30 protein-coding genes, 1 tRNA gene and 1 pseudogene are annotated in these 24,543 nt (G+C 63.2%); 24 read left to right on the top strand and 8 right to left on the bottom strand.

From position 1 onward, the window contains the following. The first annotated feature begins 16 nt into the window (after positions 1-16). The 19 genes and pseudogenes from OG474_RS30495 (at position 17) to OG474_RS30405 (ending at position 11,066) form a co-directional block, all read left to right on the top strand. Entirely contained in the window at positions 17-1,057 is a 1,041-nt protein-coding gene (locus OG474_RS30495; RefSeq protein WP_405057043.1) for a hypothetical protein, read from the top strand. Beyond that, positions 1,054-1,377: a hypothetical protein gene (locus tag OG474_RS30490; RefSeq protein WP_405057042.1), complete on the top strand. Its 324-nt coding sequence runs from the start codon at positions 1,054-1,056 to the stop codon at positions 1,375-1,377. The genes OG474_RS30495 and OG474_RS30490 overlap by 4 nt, the downstream gene beginning before the upstream one ends. Positions 1,378-1,462: 85 nt before the next feature. Beyond that, complete coding sequence (locus tag OG474_RS30485) at positions 1,463-2,302, top strand: hypothetical protein (RefSeq protein WP_405057041.1); 840 nt, start codon at positions 1,463-1,465, stop codon at positions 2,300-2,302. Between the two features lie 47 nt (positions 2,303-2,349). Then, positions 2,350-2,595 (top strand): hypothetical protein, encoded by a 246-nt coding sequence (locus OG474_RS30480; protein WP_405057040.1) that lies wholly within the window; start codon positions 2,350-2,352, stop codon positions 2,593-2,595. A 262-nt stretch (positions 2,596-2,857) separates the two neighbouring features. After that, positions 2,858-3,277, top strand: a complete 420-nt coding sequence (locus tag OG474_RS30475) for a hypothetical protein (RefSeq protein ID WP_405057039.1) — start codon at positions 2,858-2,860, stop codon at positions 3,275-3,277. Positions 3,278-3,609: 332 nt separating this feature from the next. Next, complete coding sequence (locus OG474_RS30470; RefSeq protein ID WP_405057038.1) at positions 3,610-3,867, top strand: hypothetical protein; 258 nt, start codon at positions 3,610-3,612, stop codon at positions 3,865-3,867. Positions 3,868-3,882: 15 nt separating this feature from the next. Then, positions 3,883-4,971 carry a hypothetical protein gene (locus OG474_RS30465; RefSeq protein ID WP_405057037.1) on the top strand — a complete coding sequence of 363 codons (1,089 nt, stop codon included), beginning with the start codon at positions 3,883-3,885 and terminating at the stop codon, positions 4,969-4,971. A gap of 67 nt (positions 4,972-5,038) precedes the next feature. Further along, the gene (locus OG474_RS30460; protein ID WP_405057036.1) at positions 5,039-5,554 is read left to right on the top strand and encodes a hypothetical protein; all 516 of its coding nucleotides are present in this window, start codon (positions 5,039-5,041) and stop codon (positions 5,552-5,554) included. A 51-nt stretch (positions 5,555-5,605) separates the two neighbouring features. Further along, positions 5,606-5,950 carry a hypothetical protein gene (locus OG474_RS30455; RefSeq protein ID WP_405057035.1) on the top strand — a complete coding sequence of 115 codons (345 nt, stop codon included), beginning with the start codon at positions 5,606-5,608 and terminating at the stop codon, positions 5,948-5,950. A gap of 200 nt (positions 5,951-6,150) precedes the next feature. Continuing rightward, positions 6,151-6,471: a hypothetical protein gene (locus OG474_RS30450; RefSeq protein ID WP_405057034.1), complete on the top strand. Its 321-nt coding sequence runs from the start codon at positions 6,151-6,153 to the stop codon at positions 6,469-6,471. Positions 6,472-6,484: 13 nt separating this feature from the next. Continuing rightward, positions 6,485-7,303, top strand: coding sequence for an AAA family ATPase (locus tag OG474_RS30445; protein ID WP_405057033.1), 819 nt, complete (start codon positions 6,485-6,487; stop codon positions 7,301-7,303). Positions 7,304-7,339: 36 nt separating this feature from the next. Further along, on the top strand, positions 7,340-7,900 hold the full coding sequence (locus OG474_RS30440) for a hypothetical protein (RefSeq protein ID WP_405057032.1): 561 nt from the start codon (positions 7,340-7,342) through the stop codon (positions 7,898-7,900). Beyond that, on the top strand, positions 7,888-8,082 hold the full coding sequence (locus tag OG474_RS30435) for a hypothetical protein (RefSeq protein WP_405057031.1): 195 nt from the start codon (positions 7,888-7,890) through the stop codon (positions 8,080-8,082). Before OG474_RS30440 ends, OG474_RS30435 begins: the two co-directional genes overlap by 13 nt. Beyond that, positions 8,079-8,279 (top strand): annotated as a pseudogene (locus tag OG474_RS30430) (CHC2 zinc finger domain-containing protein); the annotation flags it as partial. The gene OG474_RS30435 and the pseudogene OG474_RS30430, both read left to right, overlap by 4 nt. A gap of 43 nt (positions 8,280-8,322) precedes the next feature. Beyond that, complete coding sequence (locus OG474_RS30425) at positions 8,323-8,994, top strand: toprim domain-containing protein (protein WP_405064689.1); 672 nt, start codon at positions 8,323-8,325, stop codon at positions 8,992-8,994. Beyond that, complete coding sequence (locus tag OG474_RS30420) at positions 8,991-9,206, top strand: hypothetical protein (RefSeq protein WP_405057030.1); 216 nt, start codon at positions 8,991-8,993, stop codon at positions 9,204-9,206. The genes OG474_RS30425 and OG474_RS30420 overlap by 4 nt, the downstream gene beginning before the upstream one ends. Positions 9,207-9,208: 2 nt before the next feature. Continuing rightward, the gene (locus OG474_RS30415) at positions 9,209-10,393 is read left to right on the top strand and encodes a hypothetical protein (RefSeq protein WP_405057029.1); all 1,185 of its coding nucleotides are present in this window, start codon (positions 9,209-9,211) and stop codon (positions 10,391-10,393) included. Next, positions 10,390-10,701 (top strand): hypothetical protein, encoded by a 312-nt coding sequence (locus tag OG474_RS30410; RefSeq protein WP_405057028.1) that lies wholly within the window; start codon positions 10,390-10,392, stop codon positions 10,699-10,701. Before OG474_RS30415 ends, OG474_RS30410 begins: the two co-directional genes overlap by 4 nt. After that, on the top strand, positions 10,701-11,066 hold the full coding sequence (locus OG474_RS30405; protein WP_405057027.1) for a hypothetical protein: 366 nt from the start codon (positions 10,701-10,703) through the stop codon (positions 11,064-11,066). Before OG474_RS30410 ends, OG474_RS30405 begins: the two co-directional genes overlap by 1 nt. A 62-nt stretch (positions 11,067-11,128) precedes the next feature. Here the strand turns inward: OG474_RS30405 and OG474_RS30400 are convergent, their stop codons facing one another. Genes OG474_RS30400 through OG474_RS30375 form a run of 6 tightly spaced genes read right to left on the bottom strand, consistent with a single transcriptional unit; the run spans position 11,129 to position 15,977 of the window. Then, entirely contained in the window at positions 11,129-11,980 is an 852-nt protein-coding gene (locus OG474_RS30400) for an HNH endonuclease (RefSeq protein ID WP_405057026.1), read from the bottom strand. Positions 11,981-12,027: 47 nt separating this feature from the next. Next, positions 12,028-12,639, bottom strand: a complete 612-nt coding sequence (locus OG474_RS30395) for an AAA family ATPase (protein WP_405057025.1) — start codon at positions 12,637-12,639, stop codon at positions 12,028-12,030. Continuing rightward, entirely contained in the window at positions 12,636-13,238 is a 603-nt protein-coding gene (locus tag OG474_RS30390; protein ID WP_405057024.1) for an exonuclease domain-containing protein, read from the bottom strand. The genes OG474_RS30395 and OG474_RS30390 overlap by 4 nt, the downstream gene beginning before the upstream one ends. After that, positions 13,235-14,386 (bottom strand): hypothetical protein, encoded by a 1,152-nt coding sequence (locus OG474_RS30385; protein WP_405057023.1) that lies wholly within the window; start codon positions 14,384-14,386, stop codon positions 13,235-13,237. Before OG474_RS30385 ends, OG474_RS30390 begins: the two co-directional genes overlap by 4 nt. A gap of 29 nt (positions 14,387-14,415) precedes the next feature. Continuing rightward, positions 14,416-14,916 (bottom strand): nucleoside-diphosphate kinase, encoded by a 501-nt coding sequence (locus tag OG474_RS30380; RefSeq protein WP_405064631.1) that lies wholly within the window; start codon positions 14,914-14,916, stop codon positions 14,416-14,418. Positions 14,917-14,954: 38 nt separating this feature from the next. After that, the gene (locus OG474_RS30375) at positions 14,955-15,977 is read right to left on the bottom strand and encodes a thymidylate synthase (RefSeq protein ID WP_405057022.1); all 1,023 of its coding nucleotides are present in this window, start codon (positions 15,975-15,977) and stop codon (positions 14,955-14,957) included. 1,430 nt (positions 15,978-17,407) lie between these two features. On the opposite strand from OG474_RS30375, the gene OG474_RS30370 reads away from it, so the two are divergent. Then, on the top strand, positions 17,408-19,144 hold the full coding sequence (locus OG474_RS30370) for a prolyl oligopeptidase family serine peptidase (RefSeq protein ID WP_405057021.1): 1,737 nt from the start codon (positions 17,408-17,410) through the stop codon (positions 19,142-19,144). Here the strand turns inward: OG474_RS30370 and OG474_RS30365 are convergent. Continuing rightward, positions 19,117-20,358: a helix-turn-helix domain-containing protein gene (locus tag OG474_RS30365; RefSeq protein WP_405057020.1), complete on the bottom strand. Its 1,242-nt coding sequence runs from the start codon at positions 20,356-20,358 to the stop codon at positions 19,117-19,119. The genes OG474_RS30370 and OG474_RS30365 overlap by 28 nt on opposite strands. Positions 20,359-20,732: 374 nt before the next feature. Between OG474_RS30365 and OG474_RS30360 the strand changes: the two genes are divergently transcribed. Beyond that, complete coding sequence (locus tag OG474_RS30360) at positions 20,733-21,482, top strand: ETEC_3214 domain-containing protein (RefSeq protein WP_405057019.1); 750 nt, start codon at positions 20,733-20,735, stop codon at positions 21,480-21,482. A gap of 293 nt (positions 21,483-21,775) precedes the next feature. Here the strand turns inward: OG474_RS30360 and OG474_RS30355 are convergent, their stop codons facing one another. Continuing rightward, positions 21,776-22,300, bottom strand: coding sequence for an HNH endonuclease signature motif containing protein (locus tag OG474_RS30355; RefSeq protein WP_405057018.1), 525 nt, complete (start codon positions 22,298-22,300; stop codon positions 21,776-21,778). Positions 22,301-22,646: 346 nt separating this feature from the next. Between OG474_RS30355 and OG474_RS30350 the strand changes: the two genes are divergently transcribed. From OG474_RS30350 to OG474_RS30340, 3 genes are all read left to right on the top strand, one after another. Beyond that, positions 22,647-22,720, top strand: a tRNA-Arg gene (locus OG474_RS30350). A 389-nt stretch (positions 22,721-23,109) separates the two neighbouring features. Further along, the gene (locus tag OG474_RS30345; protein WP_405057017.1) at positions 23,110-23,907 is read left to right on the top strand and encodes a GntR family transcriptional regulator; all 798 of its coding nucleotides are present in this window, start codon (positions 23,110-23,112) and stop codon (positions 23,905-23,907) included. Next, positions 23,904-24,377, top strand: coding sequence for an HIT family protein (locus OG474_RS30340; protein ID WP_405057016.1), 474 nt, complete (start codon positions 23,904-23,906; stop codon positions 24,375-24,377). The genes OG474_RS30345 and OG474_RS30340 overlap by 4 nt, the downstream gene beginning before the upstream one ends. The last annotated feature ends 166 nt before the right edge of the window (positions 24,378-24,543 follow it).

Genomic DNA, 24,543 nt, shown 5'->3' with positions numbered 1-24,543 from the left:
CCCAGGAGACTCCCTTTTGGCTACCAGCTCATTCCCCTTCGACAACCAGGACTCCACCGAAGACCAGTACTCCAAGCTTTTCCGCGAACTCCAGACCTCCGGCGTCGCCGACACCAAAGGCGGCGCAGCACTGCGCGTTGAACCCACCGGCGGTATGGGCCTCGCGGTCCAGGCCGGGTTCGCGATCGTGCGCGGTCACGGTTTCCAGTCCACCGCCACCGAGGCTCTGACGTTGCCTGCGGCAACCTCCAGCACCGTCACCCACCTCGTCATCCTGCGCCTCGACCCGACCGCCAACTCGATCACGCTCGTGCTCGTGTCCGGCGCCGCGAACGGCGGCGCACCAGCGTTGACGCAGACCGACTTCGGGATCTACGAGATCGCTCTAGCCGCGATCGAGGTCGGGCCCAACGCGGTCAACATCGACCCCGCCAAGATCACCGACCTGCGGCCGTTCCTCGGCCACCAGGTCACCGCCTGGACCGCCGACACCCGCCCCGCTGCACCGCGGATGGCGCGGCTCGGGTTCAACACCACCACCGGCGCCTGGGAGTACTACACCGGCGCGGCGTGGAAGTACCTCATCGAGCCCGACATCTACAACCGGCTCACCGCGCTGGAAACCCAGCCGTTCATGAACCGCCAAGACGCGCAGATCCTCGGCGCCGCCAGCTACAACGTGCAGGATCGCACGTCGACCGGGCTGAACTGGGTCACAGCCGAGACCTCGTCTGGCATCACCTACAGCCCGTCGACCGGACGGTTCGTCGTCTCGAAGCCGGGCCTGTACAAATACGCGATCCGCAACACCTTCACCGCCTCGGCCGCCGACGCCGGACGGCGCCACCTCAACCTGCTCAAGAACGGCGACGGCGCCGACTTCGACACCCGCCCCGCAGTCAAAGACAGCTTCACCACCCTGCGGCTGTCCGGAGAGATCCGGCTGACCCCGAGCGACTACCTGTCCACCGAGGTCTGGCACAACGCCGGCGGGCTACTCGCCATGATCTCGACCGACGGCTACCAGCACTTCTCACTACGCCGGGTCGGCCCATGACCGCACTCAACCCCGAACTCCTGGCCGCAATCGGTTCCGGAGTCGTCGGCGGTGGTGTCATCACCGGCCTCGTCAACGCGTGGGTCGCCCGCAAACGCGTCCCTGCCGAGACCGACAGCATCATCGTCACCGGTGCCGAGAAAGCCGTCGTCGCACTCCAAGCCGTACTCCAGGCCGAGACCGCCCGAGCCGACCGTGCTGAAGCCGAAGCCGACCGCGAACGGCAACGACGCGTCGCCCTCGAAGACAAGCTCGACCTCATCCAGGCCGCGCTCGACGAAGCCCGCAGCGAGCTGCACGCCCTCACCGCCACCGACTGACATCCCCAAGCCGAGAGCCCCCGAACGCACAACGCGCCCGGGGGCTCTGGTCTGCCTGCCCAAACCCTTGGAGGAACACACCCGAATGCCCGTCTCACAAAACGGCTGGAGCGCCAACGATCGCTCCGTCACCCAGTCCTACACAATCCCCGGCACCACCCGAGCAGTTCGCCTCCGCAAGGGCGACGCCGGCTTCCTGCTCTGCCACTTCGCGGCCTGGTTCGACAAGAACATCGAGTCGATCGACAACGACAAGGTCATGGACGACTGGGGCTACGCCGAACGTCCCATCCGCGGCAGCTCCAAGGTGCTCAGCAACCACGCCTCGGCCACGGCGCTCGATCTCAATGCCACGCGCCACCCACTCGGCAAGGTCGGCACGTTCCTGTCCGGGCAGTACATCAAGATCCGGCGGCAACTGAAGGTTTACAGGGACCCGGTCACCGGCAAGGTCGTCCTGCGCCACGGCATCGACTACCACGGCCGCAAGGACGAGATGCACGTCGAGATCGTCGGCACCGCCGCCCAAGTCGCTCGTGTCGCAGCCAAGCTGCGCGGCACCCCGACAACGCCGCGTCCGACAGGCGAACTGATCTCGCTCGGCGCGATCGCCTACGCAGCCAAGGGCGGCTACTTCCACCTCGGACAGAAGCCCGCCGAAGACGACGCCCGCTCGGTTCTGACCTGGCTTGGACGCGTGCGCGTCGCATCAGCTCGCGACATCCGCGTCTGGGAGCAACTACTCCGTGCCGCCAAGGCCAGCGACAAGGCCACCGACTGGAAGCGAGCCGGCGCCCAGTACGCGGGCATCATCCGCCGATTCCAGGTCACCCACGGCCTCACCGCGGACGGCGTCGTCGGGGCGAACACCAAGGCCAAGTTCAAGGCGCTACTGGTCCACGACAACTACCGAGTTGTCGCGTGACCGGCCGCCATCGCAAGACCAATCCCACCACCACTGGAGGAATCACCGTGTACCGAAAGCTCACCTCAGCCTCGACCAAGCGAGCGATTCGCACTGGCTTCGATGTTGCCCTCGGCATCCTTGCTGTTCTTGCCGTTATCGTGCCCTCGCTGCACGAGTTCGGCCTCAGCATCGACAACGAGGCCTACCTCGGTGGTCTCGTCCTGGCCGCGACCACGCTCATCTCCAAGATCCGAAACAAGCTGGAAGACCTCGGCTTTCTCACGGCCTTCCTGAAGGACAACGAGTCCTAGAGCAACCTGCCCCCGCCCTAGGCGGGGGCATCGGCTCATTTCTCCGCTGAAGTGGATGCCAGACGTCGGCTCGACCGCGCAAGCATCACACTCAATGTGAGCGTGTCGCGGCTGTCACACAGTTGCGCATAGTCCCACAACTTGACATTAGGCCCTCGCAGGCCCGACGCTTGTCGGCGGAGAGTTGCGATCGGGGGATTGTGATCCCAGCCTATGGATCGAGGTGGGAAAGCTCATGACTCGTGCGTCCAAGGTAGTAGATGTGGCGGAGGCGAAGCGTCTCCTCGCAGACGGAAAGACTTACCAGGAAATGGTCGACTTCTATCTTGAGAAGTACGGCATCGAGACATCCATCTCCATGTGGGCTGGCCGCCGTCGCGTCTGGGGCCTCGAAGATCGATCCGCACAGCGAGACGTAGACATCATTCCTTGGGACAACATTGAGCAGCGGTGGCACTGGAACAACAAGCTCCTGATGCTCAAGGTCGCCCAGCGTCTTGCGGCCGGCATGGAGGTTGCCGAGATCAGCCGCAGCCGCTATGAGGCATGGCTGCGCGAGCGCACCGCGAAGAACGAGGTCGTCTCTTACGAGCCCGACAATCCCGAGGACGAGGGCTTCTACTACCGCGAGCGTCGACCGGGCATCGACCTGGGACTCGTGCGGGTACCCGACACTGCATGAAGCTGCAAGTACTGCAGCTTCGTGCAGAAAAGTTGCATGAAGCTGCAACGCCTTATATGTAACGCCTCCAGGGCCAAGCCGTGGAGGCGTTGCTATGCACAACTACTTGCATGCGCATACTTGTCACATCAGCCACCCCGATCTAATGTGGACGCTTGAAACATAGCGATCACTATTTTTTGGCCCACCGCCCCGGGCCTCAGTGTCGGCGCAGGCGGCTAGCGTCAACCCGGCCGACACAGGGCGGGCCACCGCCCCTGCAGCAGACCTGGACGATCGTGCGTCGTGGCGCCTGGCCGCACGCACATATCTCATGGGGGGATAACAGTTAGATGGCTCGGGAGTTCTACGTACTCGGAGTGGCCAGATCATCGTGCGTTGTCTCGGCGCCCGAGATCACGATCCAGGCGAACTTCGACGACGAGGACCACTGGATGGAGGTCGCACACGACCACAAGCCCGGGACACTCGCCCAAGCCCTGAAACTCTTGCGCAGCCTAGGGCTGGCCGTCATCCCTGACGCCGAGTCCAGGTGGGACATAGGCAGCGATGTTACGAGGTGCTACTTGGTTGAGGATTCCCCATTTTGACAGTTAGGAGATTGCGTGAAGGTAGTTTTTGCTAAGCCAGCAAGTGCTTCTACTCCGTCAACGCGTCCTGCGGGCGGGGACAGCAAGGTCCCGCGCGATGGCCGGGATCGGCCCCGTATCCGCATTGCCTGCGACGCCCAAGGTTGCACCCGCGGACGGGTTGCGTCGGAGAAGCGACCGGGCGCCACAGTGAAGTGCAGGAAATGTGGCCAGAATGGCGCCGCACCGGGCGAGATCCTTCGCAGCTATACACGCGTGACCAGCTACATCGACGTTCTCGAGGACAAGTCCAGCATCCACGCCTGGGATATGCGGAACGTCTTGCTCGGCGTCGCACGCGACCCGGATCTACTCAACGGCGTCCTCAGCAAGAACCCCGAATTCAAGCAACACAAGGACTGGCTGAACAGGCGAGCACAATCCGCGAAGAAGGTTGCCGGAGCCAACGAAAAGTCAGACAAGGGCACCTACAAGCACAGCCTGTCCGAGCTGATCGATCGCGATGAGCAGCTTCCCGACGAGGTGACGTTCGGGGACATCCTGGACATGGACGGATACAAGCGAGGAACCAGATTCTTCAACGTCTCCGACATCGAAGGACTCGTCGTCGTCGACCAGCTCAAGGTCGCCGGCACCCCCGATCGCGCGTCAACCTGGGCCTGCTACCGCCATATCACCACCGACGAGCTCGGGATGTTCACCTGCGATCCCGGACGCAACTGGGCCTACGTTCCGCTGATCGCACCCGACGGATCCGTGATCCTTCCAACAGACAAGCTCATCACGGACCTGAAGACAGGCACGATCGAGTACGGCGGCCTCAAGATGGCCATGCAGCTGTCCATCTACGCTCGCGGAGAGTGGTACTCCCACACGCCCGCCAACCTCGGCGACTGCCGCACACCGATCGAGAACGTGCGCACCGACTGGGGCATCATCATGAACCTTCCAGCCGACACCGGCGAGCTGGAGCTCTACTGGGCAGATCTGTCACTCGGCTGGGAGGCCGTGCAGCTGGCAGGCCAGGTCAGAGACATGCGCAGTCGCGGGCGTTCAGCCCTGACACGGTTCGAGCTCCCGATGCCGGAGTCGCTTGTTGCGTGAATGCGCAACTGTGGTATTATGCGTAACTGTGGTTCCTACTGATTCCCGAGAGAGAGGCACCTACCGCGTGGCAGCAAGCGTAGACATGTTTGCTGGCGGCATCCGCCAGACCTTCATCAACGACAAGCTTGGATGGACAGTCGCCTTCCAAGGCTCCATCGACCGCACGACCGAGGACATCACCCGCTTCTTCGGACTCAACAGCGAAGGGCTCACTCCGTTCGAGATCCATCTGTCGGCGGCTGCTCAGGCAAACGCAGGTCAGCTTGTGGTTGAGGCGTTGGAGGCCGCGCCGGTCAGCGCTGGCGCCTCCGGTGAGACGCGGACGGCGCCAGCGCCAAGTGTGGCCACGACTGCCGGCGATCCATGGGCAGCCGCACAGGCCGATCCGCCGACGCCTGAGCCTGCGCCCACAGAGCCGCGATCACCCCAGGACGCGATGCTCGACACCATCGAAGCCACGGGAGATGTGCAGTCCCTTCAGCGGCTGTGGGCTGAAAATCGTCGATTCTTCGACGACAACGCCGAGGTGTTCGCCGTTTGGAAGGCCCGTGGCAAGCACCTTCAAGCCAGTGCCCAGTAGCCCTGCCTTCATCAGTTGACCACAACCGAATATCGAGAGGACGACTCACCAGTGAAGAACACTCTGAAGTCCATCCTGCCCACCACCAAGACCCCGACTGAGCCCACGCTCGGCGAGCGGTACGGCGCGGCACTCGCGCTGCATGGCGCGGCCACCTCGGTCTTCAAGGCGGCTCACGACGACCTGGTGCAGGCCGAGGCCGAGCTTTCTCGGATCGGGAGCGAGGCTCACGCTCAGATCGAGCAGGCAGAGGCCGACCACAAGGTCACCGTCGCGAGCTTGGAAGACAAGCTGCGGGCCAAGGTCAACGACCTGACCTTCATCGCTGACATGGCCTACGACGACGCCTACCGCGCCTACGAGCGCGCGGAAGTCATCCGCCCTCTCGTCGCCTGAACAAGCTCCCGCTGTACCCCGGTACGGCACCGCATCTACCGCACGACCGCTACACGTACGACTACAACTTAATAAGGAGCACGACCATCACCTGCACGAGTCCGTTCAACAAGCCCTCCAGCTCCGGCGGCTTCTTCAAGCCCGACCTGCACATCTCCGATCTCGCGCTCATCATCGAGCCGAAGTCGATCGCGCGGGACATGCGTAACGAGTACGAGGGTAAGGTCACTACCCGCGATGAGGTCACCGCGGATATCACGATCTTCCGGAACTCACAGAACGTCGAAACCAAGACCCCCCACGAAGTCGTCAAGGACGCCGTCATCACGCATACCGCGTTGGCGAACGAGGCCGAGCGCAACATCGGCCAGGTCCTGCTCTGCGTCGTCCGGAAGGTGAAGAACTACTACGCCTTCCAGGCCGTCACCGACCCAGCGGTGGAGGCCGCGGCCGGCGAGTACTTCGAGCGGCGCGACGGCGAGCTCGCCGAGGCCATGGCCAATGTGCCGGCCTTCGACTGAGCGGGGGCGCTGAGTGCTGACCGCGTCGAGGTCCCTCGCGCTCAACGCCGAAGCCGGACGCGAACTCCCTCGCGTAGATGCCTTCTCGGCCCTCTACGCGAAGGGGGTTCGCCCCCGGCACGGCGAAGTCATCATGATCTTGGGCCGCTCCGGCTCACAGAAGTCCGGCCTCGCCCTGTTCTGGGCGGCCGAAATGAACCTGCCCACCCTCTACTTCTCCGCAGACATGAGCGCCTTCACGGCCTCAGTTCGCCTAGCCTGCAAGGAAACCGGCGACGACACCGAAGTAGTCGAGCGCGCCATGGCCCAGGGCGGCCCTGCCCGGGACAAGTACATCGAGGCGCTGGACCGGCTGAACATCACCTTCTCATTCGGCTCGCCGATCACCTGGCGCCAGGTCGACGAGGAGCTGGAAGCCCAGCTGGAGCTCAAGAACGAGCACGCACGCGTGATCATCTTCGACAACCTCATGGATTTTGAGGGTGGCGAGACCGACTACAGCGAGCAGATGGCAACCATGCAGACCATCACCGAGCTCGCCCGCACGACAGGCTCCACGGTCTTCGTGCTGCATCACGCCACCGACAAGTCCCAAGAGGCCCGGACCGCGCCGTTCGACCCGCCCCCGCGGTCGGACGCCAAGAACGGCTTGGCCGAGAAGCCCGAGCTGACGCTCGGCGTCGGGCTGGACCCCAACACGCTTGAGTACAAGATCGCTTGCCTTAAGCAACGCATGGGGCCCGCCGATCCGTCCGGGCGCAACTTCGCGATTCTTCAGGCCGAGCCCAGCAAGACCCGCTTCCACAAGTACGCCGGACTCCGCTCCCCGTAGCGGCGACCAACCCCATAACTGAATAGAGGTGAGGCAGTGCGAGTCGCAGGCTTGGACCTGTCGCTCACGTCGACCGGAATTGCCGTCATCTGCGACGGCGCCCCGGAGTTCACCCACACGGTGAAGTCGACCGGCACCAAACACGACACCTTGGCCCAGCGCTACGAGCGCCTGGGCCGTCTCTCGTTCGAGATCGCCGATGTCGCAATCGGAACCGCGGACATCGACCTGGCCGTCATCGAGAGCCCGAGCTACGGCTCGAAGTTCGGCTCCCCACACGACCGCTCAGGTCTGTGGTGGGCCGTCGTGCGCGAGCTCATGGCCGAAGACATCCCAGTCGCCACGGTGTCACCGCAAGGCCGCGCCAAATACGGCAGCGGCAAAGGCAACGCCGGCAAAGCTGTCGTGTTCGCCGCAGCGGTCGAGACCTACACGCCGCTCGGATTCAACATCCCGAACCACGACGTCGCCGACGCGGTGATCCTCGCCGCCATGGGCAGCCGACACCTCGGTCACCCAGTCGCAGACATCGACTCCAGCCGTGCCGTCGACGAGAAGAAACTCGAGGCCATGGGAGGCGCAGCGTGGCCGACCTGACCCCGGTTCCGCCCGGCTACGACGCGTCGCTGATGGTCGTCGACGCGGCCATCTCGTTCCTGTGCGATGCCGAGCCCGGCGCCTGTACGGAGATCGACACGTTGGAGGAGTTCTTCCTCGGCCAGCCGCTCAGCCCGTTCGAGCTCGACCGCTCCCACCGCGCCGAGGGCGTCGCTCGATGAGGTTCGCCCGACCCGAGCCCGACCAACCACCTGACGCAGAACGGCCCGACCTGGCCGCGACCTTCGAGCACTTCGGCGTCGCCATGTCCGGCCGAGCGAGCCAGATGGTGCGCTGCCCGGTCCACGGCGACCGCAACGCGTCCTGCTCGGTCAACACCGACAAGCAGCTCTGGAACTGCCACTCCTGTGGCGCAGGCGGTTCCGCCTGGGACCTGATCATGAAAATGGAGGGCATCGACTTTGACGGAGCGCGAGCCTTTGCAGCCGCTCTCGGTCTCCCAACTGGAGACACTGGAAGAAGCCACAGCGACCTACCAACGGGCCGTTACGCCGACCGTCGCGCGGTATCTCCTCGACCGGGGAATCGGGCGCGAGGAGGCACTTACCAACCGTCTTGGCGTCGTCGCTGACCCCATCCCGGGCCACGGCAAGTACGAGGGCCGGCTCGCCATCCCCTACCTGGATCGCGCTGGCCAACCGCTCTCGATCCGGTTCCGGTGCATCCGCGAAGGCTGCGATCACAAGCCCTATCACGGCAAGTACGAGACCGTGAAAGGCGAACCGGCCCGCATGTACGGGATCGAGTCCATCTTCGATGCCCGCGACGAGATCCACGTGACCGAGGGCGAGCTCGATCGCAACATCCTCAAGAAGCTCGGGCTCCACGCCGTAGGGGTTCCTGGAGTGCAGTCCTGGCAACCACACTGGCGCCGGATGCTCGCCGGGTTCAACCGCGTCTGGGTCTGGGCCGACCCCGACGACGCAGGCGCCGAGCTCGTCAACACGCTCACCCGCCAGCTGCGCCAGGCCAAAGGCGTACGGCTCCAGGCCGACGTCACCGACACCTACCTCGCAGGCGGGCCAGAGGCAATCTTCGCCGCCCTCGGCCGGGAGCTGGAGGTCGCGGCATGACCCAGCCCGATCTCAGCCTGCCCGGTACGCCGGGACCGAAGCTCCAGCACGCCTGGGACAACCTCGCCGACCCAGCACGCCAGCCGTTCCACGAGCACCTGTTCGGCGGCACCAGCGCCGACTGGCTCTCCCGGTGGCTCCAGCTGGCCGGCACTCCGGTCTCGGCCTCATCCATCCGCACCTACCGCCGATCACTTCAGGAAGGAGTGTGAGCGTGCGCGACGAACTCCTTCAGCAACTCCTCGACAAGCCAGTAGGACCAGCCATCGCCAGCCGGGCAGTCGATCCCGAGCGCGACTTCACCAAGCAGATCGAGATCACCGGCGACGAAGCCAGCGTCACCGTCAAGGCAGCCCGCGGCGAAGCCGACGAAACCGCCGCCCGCCAGTACCTCATCGACAAGGGCGAGAACCCCGACGAATGGGAAGCCACCGGATTCCGGTCCGGCGAATGGACCATGGCCAACGGAGACACCGGAGAGTCGAACCGCTACAGCTTCCGCCGCATCTCCGCACCCGGACCTTTGCCCGTGCCGGTCGACGAACTCGTGGCCTTGGTCTCGGACTACCAGCCCGTCTTGAACCGCCCACAGGGCAGCTATGGCTTCCTGGTCCTGCTCGGTGACATGCAGTTCGGCAAGGTCGACGGTGACGGCCCGGCCGGCACCCTCCACCGAACCCTTGACTGCCTCAACAAGGCCGCCGACCGACTCATGGCGTACTCCGAGATGTTCGACATCGGACACGTCCACATCGCCTGGCTCGGCGACCACATCGAAGGCTTCGAGTCCCAAAGCGGAGCCAATGTCTGGCGGACCCAGCTCACCCTCAACGAGCAGATCCGGCTCACCCGCCGCGTCATGATGCACGCCCTCCGACTCTTCGCCCCCATGGGATCCCGGATCACCATGGCCTCCGCACCGGGCAACCACGGTGAAGCTGTCCGCATCAACGGCAAGGGCATCACCAGATACGACGACAGCCACGACACTGAATCACTCATCGCCGTCGCCGATGCCGCAGCCCTCAACTCCGCCGCCTTCGGGCACGTCGAGTTCTTCGTCCCAGACACCGACGAGCTCACTGTGCTCGTCGACGTGGCCGGCACCAAGATCGCCCACGCCCACGGCCACCAATGGCGACCCGGCAAGCACTTCGAGTGGTGGCGCGGCCAAGCGTTCAACAAGGCCAGCGCCATGCACGTCGCCGATCTCCTCGTGGCTGGCCACCTCCACCACGAGTACACCGACTCAGACGGAGCCCGCCAATTCATCCAGCCCCCAGCCCTGGAATCCGAGAGCACCTGGTGGCGCCATGCCAAGGGCACCACCGGAGCACCCGGACTGGTGGTCGCACTGACCAAGGACGGACTCACGGACCTCAAGGAAGTGATCCGTTGAGCGAGATGCATGTCGACTGGACAGTGCTCGACGTATCTCACGTCGAGCCGGTCATCTTCCAAGCCGCCCGATCGATCAGCAAGAACGTGCGCTACCAGAACGCCGTCGAAATCGAAGACCTCCAGCAAGAAGCCCGCATCCTCGTCGCCACCAAACCCGACCTCCAAGAGTGCGTCGACGAGGGACTGATGGGTCTGCTCCACAGTCGCCTCGTCCGCGACCTAGCCGACCTCTACAAAACAGAAGCCCGCAGGAAGGACAAGGCCGTCTCCTACGAACTGCTCCTCGATACCCGCGGAGCCGCCTAGTGAACTACGACCGCGCCCTGGTCGAACACCTACTCCCCACCCTCTGGGACCCCGACGCCGTCTTCGGCGTACCAGTCCCTTCCGCCCCGCCGGCCGACATGCCCAGGGGGTCCGTCAACAAGAAAGAAGGCAACACCCTCTGGGCACATCTCGCGGACATCCGCAGCGGATGGGCCGACACCCCGCTTACCGTCAACGAGCGACGAGCTCTAGTCCTCCGATTCGGCATGGACTGGACCGAGACCGAAATCGCCAAGAACCAGCACACCTCCCAGCCACGGATCTCCGTGCGCCTCTACACAGGCGTCGGCAAGATCGTTGCCCACCTCAACGGATGCGAGTTTACCGAGCAACTAGCCTCGTAAGCGCGATCGAGCCCCAGTCGTCAAAGCGACTGGGGCCTTTACTTCTTTGTGGCGACTTTCAGTCAGTCGGCTTGTTCCGCCAGGCCCGGGTCCGCCTCGGCCTCTACGGGAACTTCCATGATCGCTGGGTTGCTGCTCAGAACGAGTGCGAGATGCGCATCCGCCAGCTCGGCGGGAGGCAGGTGCCCCCCTTTCAAGATGCGGCGACGCCGAAGGCCAAATGCGAGGATGCCTCGACGTTCAAGCTCGCCCAAGGCCGTGCCTAGGGTCCTCTTGGCGTTGCGGACCTGCCCCAGGCTCTCCTCGATGTCTCGGGATATCTCACCGTAGTCCCTGGCGAGTTGCAGGAACTCGTCGGCGAGGTCCACCAGCTCTGGATCACCTGTGTCTTCGTCATCCAGGCCGGTCACCCAGTACCGTCCAGCTCCGGCCATGATGTCCCAGACCTGCGCTCCGGTCGTGATTCTCAGAAGAGGGTTCCCGCCAGGCAACTCGGGGTCGTCTGGGTGCGGGACGACCCGTATCTGACTATCGTCGACTAGTTTCTTCTTCGCCCAAGCCTCGTGTTGTGCTTTTAGCTGACGTAGCTTTTCGGCCGGCCATGCCTTGGGTTGAGCATCGACAATCGTGTGATCGTCTGGGCACAACAGAACCAGGTTGTCGTAGCAATCAACCAAGGCCTGATCGATCTGTCCACCACGCGGTCCGTCGGTGCTACGCGCCACAATGTGCGCCTCCTGACCAACAACCGCCTCCCTGTCGCCCTCGGTTGCATCGGCAACCAGCGGTTTGCGACAGATGGCGCACAGACCGTGCGACCTGCTCCACAAGATCTTCCGATCGCGGTCAGATATTCCCACGGCCGCGATGATACGCGCGAAAACCAGCAAGTCCACCGCGAATGTCGCCGCCAAGGAACGAACTGAGGCCCCAACCTGCGGCGAAGGCTGGGGCCTCAGTTTCAAACCTGCAGTTCGTTGTACGTTGCTGCGTTTTCGTAGGAGGCGACGCGGCTCTTGATGAGGGCGATCGCTTGGTCGCGGCTGTCGTCGGTGTTCGCGACGAGTTGGTGGGTGGAGCTGGTCTTGAAGAGCCAGTCGTGGATATGGCGATCTACGAGGTGTCTGTATCGGGGGTCGTAGTCGTGTGTGGCAATTACTGGCTCGGCGGGATCGAGTTCTGTGGCGAGCAGGAGCTCGTAGCGTGGCGATTGGCTGGCGACGAGCTGCTCGAGTCGCTCAGTCGTCGTTGGGTCGCTGGCTTCACCGCGGAACTCAAGGGCTGCGGTGTAGTAGGCGAGAGCGTCGATTGGCGCGCGGTCGGTGAGGACTACGTCGGAGTCAGTCGTGTGAGCCAGCTCATCTGCGATGCCTGCTGCGATGACCCACTCCGTCGAGATGACGGTGTGGCGTTGCATCTTCGGAAGACCGATAGCTGCGGCGCGTTTGCCGAGTCCGTGAACGCGAGCTACCCGGAGGCCAGCCGCGCGCAGCTCCATCTCCGCGCGCCGCATAAGGACGGTCTTTCCGGTGGAGTGCGTTCCGGTTATGGCGATGTGAACAGGAGTAATCAAAACAGGGTGTCCTCGGGTTCTGGTTTGGGTGCGCCCGGCATGCCTGGAGGGACCGCGGCGGCGATCAGCGCTTCCCAGGTCGGATAGCTGTCGGCGAGCGCCAGGAAGAGACTGCTGGTGGCGTAGGCGTCGAAGGTTGCTCGGTGACGCTGCGCTGGGGCTTGGGTGAGGTCGAGGCCGGCGTGGGCGATCAGCGCGTCGAGGTTGTACGACGGCAGGCCCGGCCAGGTCGCTTTGGCCAATCGGAGTGTGTCGATGACTCCAGCTGGCCGCCAGAACGGTAGGTGCTGGCCCAGGACACGATAGTCAACGTGAGCGTTGTGGGCACAGATCCACGACTCGCCCAGCAGTTTGGCCACGTCAGGAGCGACGACGTCCCAGGTGCGTTCGTCTGCGAGCACCGCGTTGGTAAGTCCGTGGATTCGGGCAGCGAACGGGGTCACCGGAACCGGTGGGCGGATGAGCCAGGCGCCGGCGGTGCTCGTGTCGGGTTGGCCTTGCCGGATCGGCAGGGCCGCAACCTCGACGAGGTCGGGCGGGTTGGCGCCGTTGCCTTCCACGTCGACGACAAGCAGTTCGGGCCAGGTGCTCGTGTTCACTGTTCCTCTTTCGCCTTGTCCCAGCCGATGTCGGCTCGTCCGTGGCGCCGGTGATGATGCGGTTTGGCCGCGTCGTGGACCTGGTAGCCATGGGTGTGTTGTAGCCAGTAGCGGGGTGGTTCGTTGAGCCCCTCGACGATGACGGCTCTGTCGGTGATGACGACATCGCTGGTCGCGCCAAGTTGGCGGGCTTGGGAGTTCACGGTATCGAGATCTGGCTTCTTCCAAGCGCTCGCGCAGACGGCGAGTTGTGACATCGGGCAGATGTCGCAGAGGTCACGAATGCCGTAGTGCCCGTTGTAATCCGGTTCGCCGTGCGCGTATGTGACGGCGCAGCTTGTTTTGCGGAAGAGCTCACCGTAGGGAGCCTCGATGTCATCGGTACGGCGGAACCGGGCGAGAATGCGCTGTTCCGATACTTCCGGCATGATCTTTCGCCGGGCGGTCTCGTCGTACGGCATGGGGATGCCGTGGCTCTCGTAGTACTCGGCGATCTCGTTGCGGAAGAAGAGACCTGTGAAGACAGTGGCGTGCGCGTGCTCGGACAGTTCGAGGGCGCGGTCGATATCGGCGTCGCTGTCGTTGAGCCCCGGAACGATGGGTCGCCAGTACAGGATGGTGCGGTATCGCTGGGCGTGCTCGTAGAGCGTGCGGAGACTGCGTGCGGCGATCTGAGAGTCGACTGGCTCGATTCGTGGGTCCTTGATCCCTGAGTGCGTGACGAGCACGGTCAACTTGATGTTGGTGAAGCTGTTGAGGATGTCGCAGTCCTCGGGTTCAACTCGCCAACGGGTGATGACAAGCACGTGGTTCTTGAGGCCGCGCTGGTCCAGTAGGCGAAGGACGTTAAAGGTATGTGGCTTTACGACCGGCAGCATCGGGTCAGTTGCTCGGTTGAAGATCTGGATCGGTGTGACGTCGGTTTGGAAGTACGGGTGGCTCGTCAAGAGATCCACGGCGGCCTCGTCGGACATCAGGGCTCGCGGGGTCTTCAGTTCGAAGTTGCTGAACAGGTGCCGTACGCAGTAGCCACAGTCCAGCGGGCATCCGATGATGTGATTCAGTGAGAGTCCGGACTTTCGGTACTCGATGGTGTCCGCGAGCTCCGGCTTCAGGGCGCTGATCTGCTCATTCGTGAGCAGCGGCAAGGATCGTCGGGCGATGGTTGGCGGTGTCATTAGTTACCTCCTACGTCGAGCAGGGACCAGGCGTTGGCTCCGTACCAGGTGCCGAAGTCACGGCATGCGGCCGTAGCGTCGTCGGAGGCATGGACCAGGTTGTCGATCAGTCGTGCTTGCGAAGTGGCTAGGCTGAGCGAGTCCGCACCGAGGTCGGCTCGGATGGTGCCGGGTGCGGCTTGGGTCGGGTCGAAGTGCCCGAGCAGTGACCGGACGAGGGCGGGCGTGTCAGCACCTTCGGGGCCGTGAGCAAGAGCGACAACAACCTCCTGTCCGACATAGTTGTCGCGCAGGCATCTGACGATGTCGCGATCGGGAAACCAGTCCTTGTTGACCAACATGTCCCAGTAGTGAATGAAGATCTGCCAGTCCTCAACGACGACCTGACGCTGCGCAAGGACCAGCACATGACGCTGGATTCGGTCCAGAACGTCATTGATTAGCCCTCGGCGAATGCAGTCTGGCTTGAGCAAGATGACGCTCCAACGAGTCCAGTCCACCCCACCGAGCACGAACTCACCCGGGCCTGGTGACTGCTTCACGATGAGACCTCGAACGGGGCGATCCGGCGTGGCCAGCGTCGCGCCATGAGCCAGCGAAGCCCGGGATCGAGCGCGTTCATGACGACGTCATCGACGGTGTCAGCCGGGCAATGGACGAGTTGTCGTTTGGCTTCGAACATCAGTAGGACCTGCTGCCAGTACGGGTCAAATCCCATCTCGGCGATCTCGCTTGGCTGATACTGCCGCGCGTTGGTGCGCAGCGCTGCCTCGTGCCTCAGCAGCTCAGAGATCAGCTCAGGGCTGGTGTCCTTCGGCATCGCCCGCACCTCGAACTGCGGCCGCTGCGCGCGGTCGCCGGCCTCCTGCAAGGTCCGCCGTGCACGGGCGAAGTCGCGATCACCTATATGCGCCGAGCCGATGTGGTGGGTATAGGTGCCAACCTCCAGCCCCAGCTGGATCGCGGCGAACTCCTGAATCATGGTGAATGAGAAGACATCGGCCAGAAGTCCACGGTCGACGTCGTTGGCGCGCATGTAGCAAACCATGTGCAGACGCCCTTCCCGCTCCAACAGGTGCAGCGCCACCACGCAAGAGATGTCAGGGTTCGCCTCGACTGCTAGTTCGTCACGGCCGAAGATCTGCAACACCCCGCGCTTCGAGTTGGGCTCATTGCGCAGCAGATCCAGAACCCGGTCGAACGGGCTCACAGTGTCGCCGTCGAGCGGTTTGAAGATCCGAGAACCGTACGCCGAGCCGACGATCGATATGCCGTCGCGCGAGTCGCCGCGCATGCGGGGTGCGTAGTACCCGATCATGTCGAGGTCGTTGCGGCCGGCCAGGTACCACAGTGCTTCGGCGTAGTGGAACACCGGATTGACCTGCCTGGCCGCCAAATACGCCAACCGATCTCGCGGATCGGCGATCTGGAAGCTCAGCCCAAGACACTCACGGCTTTCGTTGCCCCGCGGCGCATTGCGGAACTCGAAGTCGTTGGTGACGTGGTCAAGTACTGCTAGATAGGCCTGCTCGAAGGCAGGGAATGTTTCGGGGCTAAGCACAACGTTCTCCTTGGCGAGTGGGGGTTCCGAGATCAGTCCGGCATCCAGCCGACACCGCGACCCCGCCCGCCTGCCAATGCATCGGGCGAAGCCATGCCGACAGCACGTCAGCCGGCGGCTCGGGTGTTCGAGGTGAGACGGATGTGGCGTCGCGTACCAGCACGGTCGCAGCACCGCCCTGCGCTCCGGCCGTGCTCGCCACAGGGGGTGCCACACCCGTCTCACCGCTCTTGGGAAGTGGCCCGCGCTGCCCTCGCCCAGGCGCGCCCGAGGGCGACGAGGGCAGCGGAGCCGTCCGAGAACCGCGCATTTGGCTCTCGGGGTGGAACGGCGAACGAGGAGCGGCCCAATCGCTGCCCGCCCGCTCGCCGGCATTTGAGGGAGGTCCGATACGTCGCCCTGTGGCATTCGGGGACGTACCGGACCTCCGGGTGAGGGACCGGCTCTGCGGTGAGGTTTCGCAGCGTGTCGATCGCGCCGGTCCCTGGTCAAAATGCAACGGGACGGTCACCACTGTCGCCCCATCGACAGCAAGCTCGCGCACCACGGCCGCTGCGTCGCCAAGTGGAGCGAGGTGAAGCAGTGCAGGAACGGCGACGACGCACCCACCCTGCTCCATCGGGAGTGCAAGACGCAGTGCAGCAAGACCCCGCGAACCGGAGTCCACTGTGTCGGTGAAAATGCCGCCCAGCTCCAGGCCGTTCTGCCGCGAGTAGGCAACGAATCTCGCCATCACCTCGCCACGGTCCTTTGCGGTCATCATGAAGTGCTGCCGGTAGTAGCAATGAACTCGTTGCATGACGATCCCCCCGTTCAGGTTGATAGTTCAGCGATCAAGGGCGTCTGGGCACCGCGTGCACGGCCAGGCAGCACCGCATCCGCAGCACAGGCCGTCCCAGCTCGCCGCAGGCACCCGCTGCCCGGTGGATAGCGGGTATTCGAAATCTGACGGCACACGACCGGGTCGCATCTCGTCTAGGAACTGCACTTCGGTGGCGCCGTTGTGGCCGTGAACCGCCTTCACGCCGTCGATGCCCGTCTCGAAGGTTGTGGTGGTTGCGTTCTCTCCGGGCCACCGCAGAGCCACGGCACCATCGCTCCAGACGACTCCCTCAGCGACGTGCCCGGTGCCCGATACCCCCGACACATCCAGATGCCGATCCAGCACAAACACGCGAGGTCGAGAGTCCCAAGCTGCGAGTGCCATCAGATTTCTCACTCCTGTCGCATCCACTGATCTGCCGCTGGTCAAGTCCTTGGGCGGGTCGTCCGAGGTGACGTAGCGCTTTCTGCTGCTACCTCTTCGAGTTTGGTGAGCAGCCACGCAAGAGTCGAGATCCGCCATGTGGACAACTCGACTGTCCACATGGCGGGGCCACGAAGCTCCGGTCGTGGGTGTCGCGCTCAGGCGATTTCGATAGCATCGAGGTGTGTCGATTCCCGCGGCGTACGACGGCCTGATCTCTCACGCCGACTCTCTGTTCTGGATCCAGTCCAGCGACGCGGGCGACCAACTCGTTAGGTGGACTGCCAAAGACGGAGTTGCCCTCGCCGCTCCGGAGGGATTTGCGGTAGGTAGCGAGGCCCACGCCTACGGCGGTGGGTCGGTGGCGGCGTCCGTGAGCGGGGTATGGGCTGTCTCATCGGTTGACGGTCGAGTCCACCGGCTCAGCTCGGAGACCTCAGCTCCATTGACGGATGTCTCCGTCGGCCAAGTCGGTGACCTCGCTGTCGCCGGTAGATTCATCTTCGCCCTAAGCGAGGCATTCGACGGAGATCACCTGCTTGAGATCGATACATCGAGCGGTCAGACGAGGGTCCTTCGGAGTTCGCCAGGTTTCCTTTCGGCGCCCCGACGAGGGCCGGCTCATCTCGCTTGGCTGAGTTGGGATTCCGAACACATGCCCTGGGATAGCACCGAGCTCTGGGTGGCTCCGTACGACGATCGCTCAGACAGCCCGGTGGGGATAGCACGACGCGTAGCCGGCGGACCTTCAGAGTCGGTTGTCGAGCCGCAATGGGGCCCGGATGCGGATCTCTATTTCATGTCCGATCGGACCGGTTGGCTCAACTTGTATCGATGGGACGGAGAGCATACGCACGCGGTGGCACCGATGCCCGCTGACTGTGCCGCGGCGCCGTGGGAGCTGGGCTACCAGAGCTACGCATTTTTAGAGGACGGGTCCATTGTGATCCGGGCTCGTATCGATCTAGAGGACCGCCTGGTAGTCGTCGAACCCAACGGGAAGTCTCAGACTCTCGACCTGCCGTACACCTCCATCAAGCCATACCTATGTCCGGTAGATTCATCAGTTGCCCTCATCGCCGCCACGCCAACGACGGCGCCAGCAGTCATTCTCGTTCAGAGGGATGGATCGCACTCAGTCCTTGCCGGTCAGGAGCTTCCTCCGAAGGAGGCGAGCGCACCTGAACGGCATTCGGCCGCCGCAGTTGAGTTCCTTCTGCATCCTCCGGTCGACACCGGGCCAACCTGGCGGGCTCCTCTCATCGTCCGTGCCCACCCCGGACCTACGGATGAGATCTCTCTCCGGCGAGACCCCCAAATAGACTTCTTCACCCGACATGGTTTCGCCGTCGCCGACGTTGACTACCGGGGCAGCACCGGCCACGGCAGGCAGTTCCGGCGCAGCCTCTATGGCAGATGGGGTTCGTTCGACGTAGCCGACTGCGTGGAGGTGGCGCGACACCTCATCGCCAGTGGAGTCACCTTCGCAGGCGAGGTCTTCATCTGCGGAGCCAGTGCCGGCGGATACACAGCTCTACGCGCGGCGACCAGCAACGGGCCATTCCGAGCCGCTGCTGCCAGGTCACCAATCATCGATCCAAAGCGGTGGGAAACTACCGTGCCGCGCTTCCAGCGTGCACACGCATCCGAGCTGGCTGCAGGTGCGACTGCCGTCAGCTCGGCGGATGTTGGGTGCCCTGTCCTGTTGATCCACGGGCTTCACGATCCGATTACTGCGGCGCAAGACACGCTGGCCCTGGCCTCGGATCTGAAATCACGTGGAGCCGACCAAGAGCTACTGGCACTGGACACTTCGAGCCACACGCTCGCTGCACCCGAGTTGGCAGCAAAGGCTCTCGACGCTGAGCTGAGATTTTTCCGCAGGTTCCTGAATCAGTCAGAAAGCGCGAAGCGTACGTAGTCCCCGAACTCGATCACGTACTTGTGATCGGAATACCGGACGAGCTCCCGGCGCAGTTCGTCGATGCGGCCTCGGCTCCGCATGGAGGATGTCTGTGCTGCCAGATCGACAGCCTTACGGCCAACGACACATGCCTGCTCCGGATCCCCAGCCCTTGCCAACGACGACGCCATGAGGGCCGTATCAATTGCGAGCCGACGTACGTGGCCTGAGGCGATCTGGCTTAACGCTTCGCCGGCCTGCTCCTGAGCAAGCGTTTGGTGGCCTAAATCGTGGAAGCAGTGGGCCATCTCATCAGCTAGGTATGCCGGTGTGAAGTATCCGATCCATGCAGGATCGTTGCCAGGTGTGGCGGCCTCCAGCTGACTTTCGGCGCGCAACAGCGCCTTTGTGGCCGCCTTCTCATCACCTCTGCGCGCCTCGCCTCGGGCCAGGACAGCCTCGAATGCTGAGCTCACGGTGGGCGAGGCGACGTCAGCCGTTCCATGGATGCCTATGCGAGCCATCCGCAACGCCTGGTCGACATCACCTTCATGAAGCGCAAGGTGCGCGCTGCTCACAGACAAGAGATAGCCGCCGTAAAGATGGTCGCCCGCGGCCGTGGTGAGTTCCAGCGCTCTCAGGTAGCACTCCTTGGCGTAGCCATCCCGCCCGAGGTCGATTGCTTGGTAGCCAGCCAATTCCCAGAAACCCGCTGCGGTCGAGTACAACGTCTTCGCCGTCGCGTCATCGACAGGAACACGCGCCAGGAAATGCTCCAGGTCACCGGATGCATAGCCTGAGACCAGCTGATGGGTTCGGCCGGCGCCATGCTGATGATCGAGTTCTCTGAACCGAGTGAGCTGTTGGATGACCGCCGCGACCTCCTCATCATCGATCGCGTCGTCATCCTTGTCTCCAAGGATGCGAACCTCACCGGTGGATGTAGTCAGCCAGTCAATAGCTGCACGTTCAAGTGTGGTGTCAACTCGCCGCAAAGGCGGTTGAGTGACCCGACGCTGCGAGCGGAGGCTCATCTCGAATGCCTGAAGCAGACCTGCGGCGCCTAGCTCGCGGTCAAGGTCCTCAATGAGCTCAGGGGTCGGCCACCGGAGCGCCCTTTCGACCTTGCTGATCTGATCCTTGCTGACGAATACCAACGACCCAAGTTCAGCTTGAGACAAGCGACGTCGTTCACGCAGGTCACGTACCGCGGCTCCGAACGCATCCCGCACGGAGGCTTCCGGAGACAGGGGGCTAGGAGACTGCGCCATCACTGCCTCCCCGTTGCACGTTGCCAATGGGGCTGATCCTCAGGCCCCACCTACTTGAGCGGTCAACCTCCAGTTACCGCCGCCCGCTCCCCAAGAGTCTTACATTACGGCACGGAACCGACACTTTCAGCAACTCGATGCGTGTCATTCTCACTAAGAGTCACCGGGCTTGCCACGGCATGGTCTCCGCCCGAGCTCGACTTCGCAGCCGGTGCAGCTTCGCACCTACACTTCGCCGGATAGGGCGGCCTCATGGGGCCGGAACCCGCACGGACCGCCATCCGTCGAACCGCGGGTCGGTATTGCCGCACGACCCCGAATGGAGCAGGAGGGCTGTGGGCTTGCCGATCACTATCGACTGGACGCGAGTCAAGGATGTTCTTGAGGCGGTCGCTGCACTAATCGTGATCCTCGGCGTTCCGCCGATTGCCGCAAAGCAGGTCGCTCAGTTGTGGCGAACATGGTTTGCGCCTCGGCGGGCGCAAGCGCGTGTGCTCGACCGGCTTTGTTGCGGTGAGCCGATGGCTAGCGTGAACAGCTGGCTGGGCTCGCCTGTTCTCAGCAGGGGGTCAGTACATACCTACGAACTGCCGGGCGCCTGGGTACAGATCGTTGAGGCAGATGGCGTCGTTCTCAGCTTTGCAGTTACGATCCGGAAGAAGCGTCTGCACTACAACGCGGCCAAGCTCACCGTTGGAAATCTACGCGTTGAACTCGGGCGATCGACATTCGGAGCGATCAATAGCCGGGATGACGCCCCAGAAGTTGCGTACGCAGAGGGCAACCGAAGGGTCGGCTATGCGCAACGCTACTACTTTGGTAACCCAGGCCACTATCAGCATTATGTACTGGCCTTCAACACGGCCGGCGCGGGAGATCTGACGGCGACTGGCAGCGCGATGGCTGCCGAGCCTGAGGATTCCCGAAAGATGGCCATCCAGGCACATACGACAGTGAACACACTCATGGTCTATGGCCCGGCGACACGGGCCATTCCGCCGCTCGAAGGATTCATCGGTGTCGAGCCTGACGAGGTCCGTCTAAGGCTTGCCCCTGGATCGCGGGCGACAGCAAGCGGTCTCTGAGCCGAGTCCACAGGTTTCCTGGCTCAACTGATGCAACTCAGGGAAGAGCGGCAACCTGTGGATAACTTCGGCCGTGATCGACCGAAACCTGCCAAGCTTGTGGCGTGGGTAGGGGCGCGGCCAGCAGACCACCGCACCCGTCATGCGATCCAGAGTTCGACGAGTGACTCCGGGGTGCGCTGCTAGGCCACCCCTGCCCACTTAAGCTCAACCGTCCGTCCGGAGATCTCAGCAACCGCCGTCATCATCCATCGGGCCAGCCGGCGAACCTTCCTGGACACCAATTGCGCCGCTCAGCGAGCTGCCCGGCGCGGCCTGAGGTCAGGACCGGAAAACTTGATCTGCTGAGCTCGGGACTCTGCCCACGCCTTGGCGAACAAGTGGCCGGTCTTGGTCAGGTGATAGGCATCGTGAGTCGGATCATCGTCGTCGACTTGCTCGATATAGCCGTCGGCGAGCAAGAAGCGCAAGCATCCAGCCGACTGTTTCGGATGCTTGAAGTACGTGCCGAGGTTCTGCGCGAAGAGACTCAAGATCTTCACTTCCGTACCTGTGTACCGGTCGTTCTCCCACGCAAGTCGAGCCTTCAGCACTCGTAGATCCTGAGTGGTGATGATTCTCTTCGTGTGCTTCCGATGGCACGTCGGACAGAGCATGATCTGATTGCCGAACGAATCGTCGCCCGTCTCTGCGTGATCGATCAGATGTGCTGCGTCGAGCTCGGACTCGCGACACTGGGGCATGGGACACCGAAACCCGACCTCCAACTTGAGATCGCGCTCCACTGCGGTTGGGATCGGTTGGCGTCCAGCTGGCATTCCCCAAGGATATCTGGACAGTGGTGATCTAGCTCTGCTGCGGACGACGGCGTGACACGCGTCTTTCCTTGCGGGGGTCCTGGCGCGTGGGGGCCGGCTGGACTCGGGGCCAAAGCGATCGCGGGTTGTCTACCGACAACGACTAAAGTTGCCGTTCAGCGTTCGGAACGGCAACTCTCGGTCGACCGTCTGAATGATCATGCAGCTGACTGCATGGCCGGGAGTTACCGGTAGAGTTACCGGTGATGGGTCTTATTGACACTGATCCGACCTGACGACTGATGAAACTCTGCCAGGCCGGAACAGCACAAAAGCCCAGGTCAGATGATGGTTGATGATCTGTCAGGCGCCCGTAGCTCAGCTGGATAGAGCGTCGGACTTCTAATCCGTTGGTCGCAGGTTCGAGTCCTGCCTGGCGCACAAACCCCTCTCTGACCTGCAGAAAAGCAGATCAAAGCCGCGCCGCTTGGTCGACAGCCCCTCGCGGCCCGCTACGCAGTCCACCCCGCCACCGCTTAACGCTCGCTAGACCTGTTCGCTATCGCCGCGGGCCGCGTCCGGCGAGCGAGGTTCTACTTCTACTCTTCGGCGCCCTGCTCCCGTCGCCGGCCGACATGCCTCAACGCTCGGCGAGTAAGAAGGAAGGAAGGAAGGAAGGAAGATCAGAACGCTGCGGGCACAACTCGCGCGCATCGCCGTGGTGGACGGGGCCGCCACCGAGCTGGTGAATGCGCTCATGTTCTTCGGCTCGCAGGCAAGGTACCGTTCAGGGAACGTCGCTGGTAGTGCTAGGACCCTAGGGAGGCGCCATGACGAATCGGTCGGTGCTGGACCCGACCTCTGATCGCTCGCTGGCCGATCAGTTGGCTGACCTCTTGCGGACCGAAATTCGCTCGGGCTCCCGCTCTCAAGGTAGCCAGTTGCCCAGCGAACGTGAGTTCGAGAATGACTACGGAGTGAGTCGGACCGTCGTTCGAGATGCGCTTGATGCGCTGGTGCTCGAGGGCCTCGTTGTGAAGCGTAAGGGTTTCGGGACATTCGTTCGCCAGCAACCTCCGGTCCGGCGTGTCTCTTCCCGGAATCGTCATGACCTGCATCGGACAGCAGATAAGCCCGTGTTCGACGTGGAGGCGGCGCTGAGTGGGCGCGTCCCATCTCGACGAATATTGAGCGTGGGCAGAGAGCGGGCGCCGGCCGACGTCGCGCAGTGGCTGGAAATTGAGACTGGCGCGGTCGTCGTAGTGCGTCGTCGTCTACAACTGCTGGACGACAACCCGGCGGTGATCTCCACGAGTTACTACCCGCTCTGGCTCGCAGATGGAACGATGCTCGAGTCACCAGATGCATTGAAGCGTGGCCCGGACGCGGAGATCGAGGCACTAGGCCATCCTCCAGCCTGGGGCACAGAAGTCTTCCGCGCGCGGATGCCAGACCCGCAGGAGCGCCGCTTGCTCGCGCTGGATGCAGGAGTCCCGGTGGTCCGCATGCTGCACATCGATTACACCGAGACCAACCGCCCACTTCAGGTCGCGGATGACCTCTACACCGCTGATCAGCACGAGTTCGCCTTTATGTGGACAAGCGAGGAAGGATCAGCGCCGGCATGACGTTTCGGTGGCCCGAGAACTGGGATCGCCTCATATCAGGGAAAGATTGCGACTTCTGCAAGAACATGGGGCACGATCGCAACCAATGGGGAGCGAGGATCTTCCTCGGAAAGTACATTGACGCCTATCTGCAAAGCGCCGACGTACAGCCTGGATATACGCTGATAATCTGGAAACAGCGCCATATCGTTGAACCAATTGAGCTCGCCGACGAAGAGTCGGCTGGCTATTGGCTGGAAACCATGACGGTCGCACGGGCTCTGATGGCCTACTACCAACCCCTGAAGATGAATTACGAGACCCTGGGCAACACAAGCCCTCATCTCCACACACACTTACTCCCGCGGTATGTGGAAGATCCCCGACCCGGTCAGCCGTTTCCACTGCTCGCCCAAAAGGGCCGCGAACCACAGATCCCCGAGGAGCGCTTCCTGACCGAGGTCAAGGGGCTGCGGGCGATGCTGCCGTGACAAGCCGCCAGTAGCGACACACCATCCCGGCATGTGCCCGCTTTCCGAGCCATCGGAAAGCGGGCACGCCGCTTTCTGTCGATGACTCTTGACGCTCCGTGCTGGTAGTCCTAGGATTACCAGCATGGGTTCGCGGTGGCTTCGCGGCGAGAAGCAACTGGATGGA

The organism is Kribbella sp. NBC_01505, from assembly GCF_045040285.1.
In the GTDB taxonomy this organism is placed as follows: Bacteria; Actinomycetota; Actinomycetes; order Propionibacteriales; family Kribbellaceae; genus Kribbella.
The sequence above is the reverse complement of the archived record's forward strand: the minus strand, read 5'-3'. Positions and strand labels throughout refer to the sequence as shown.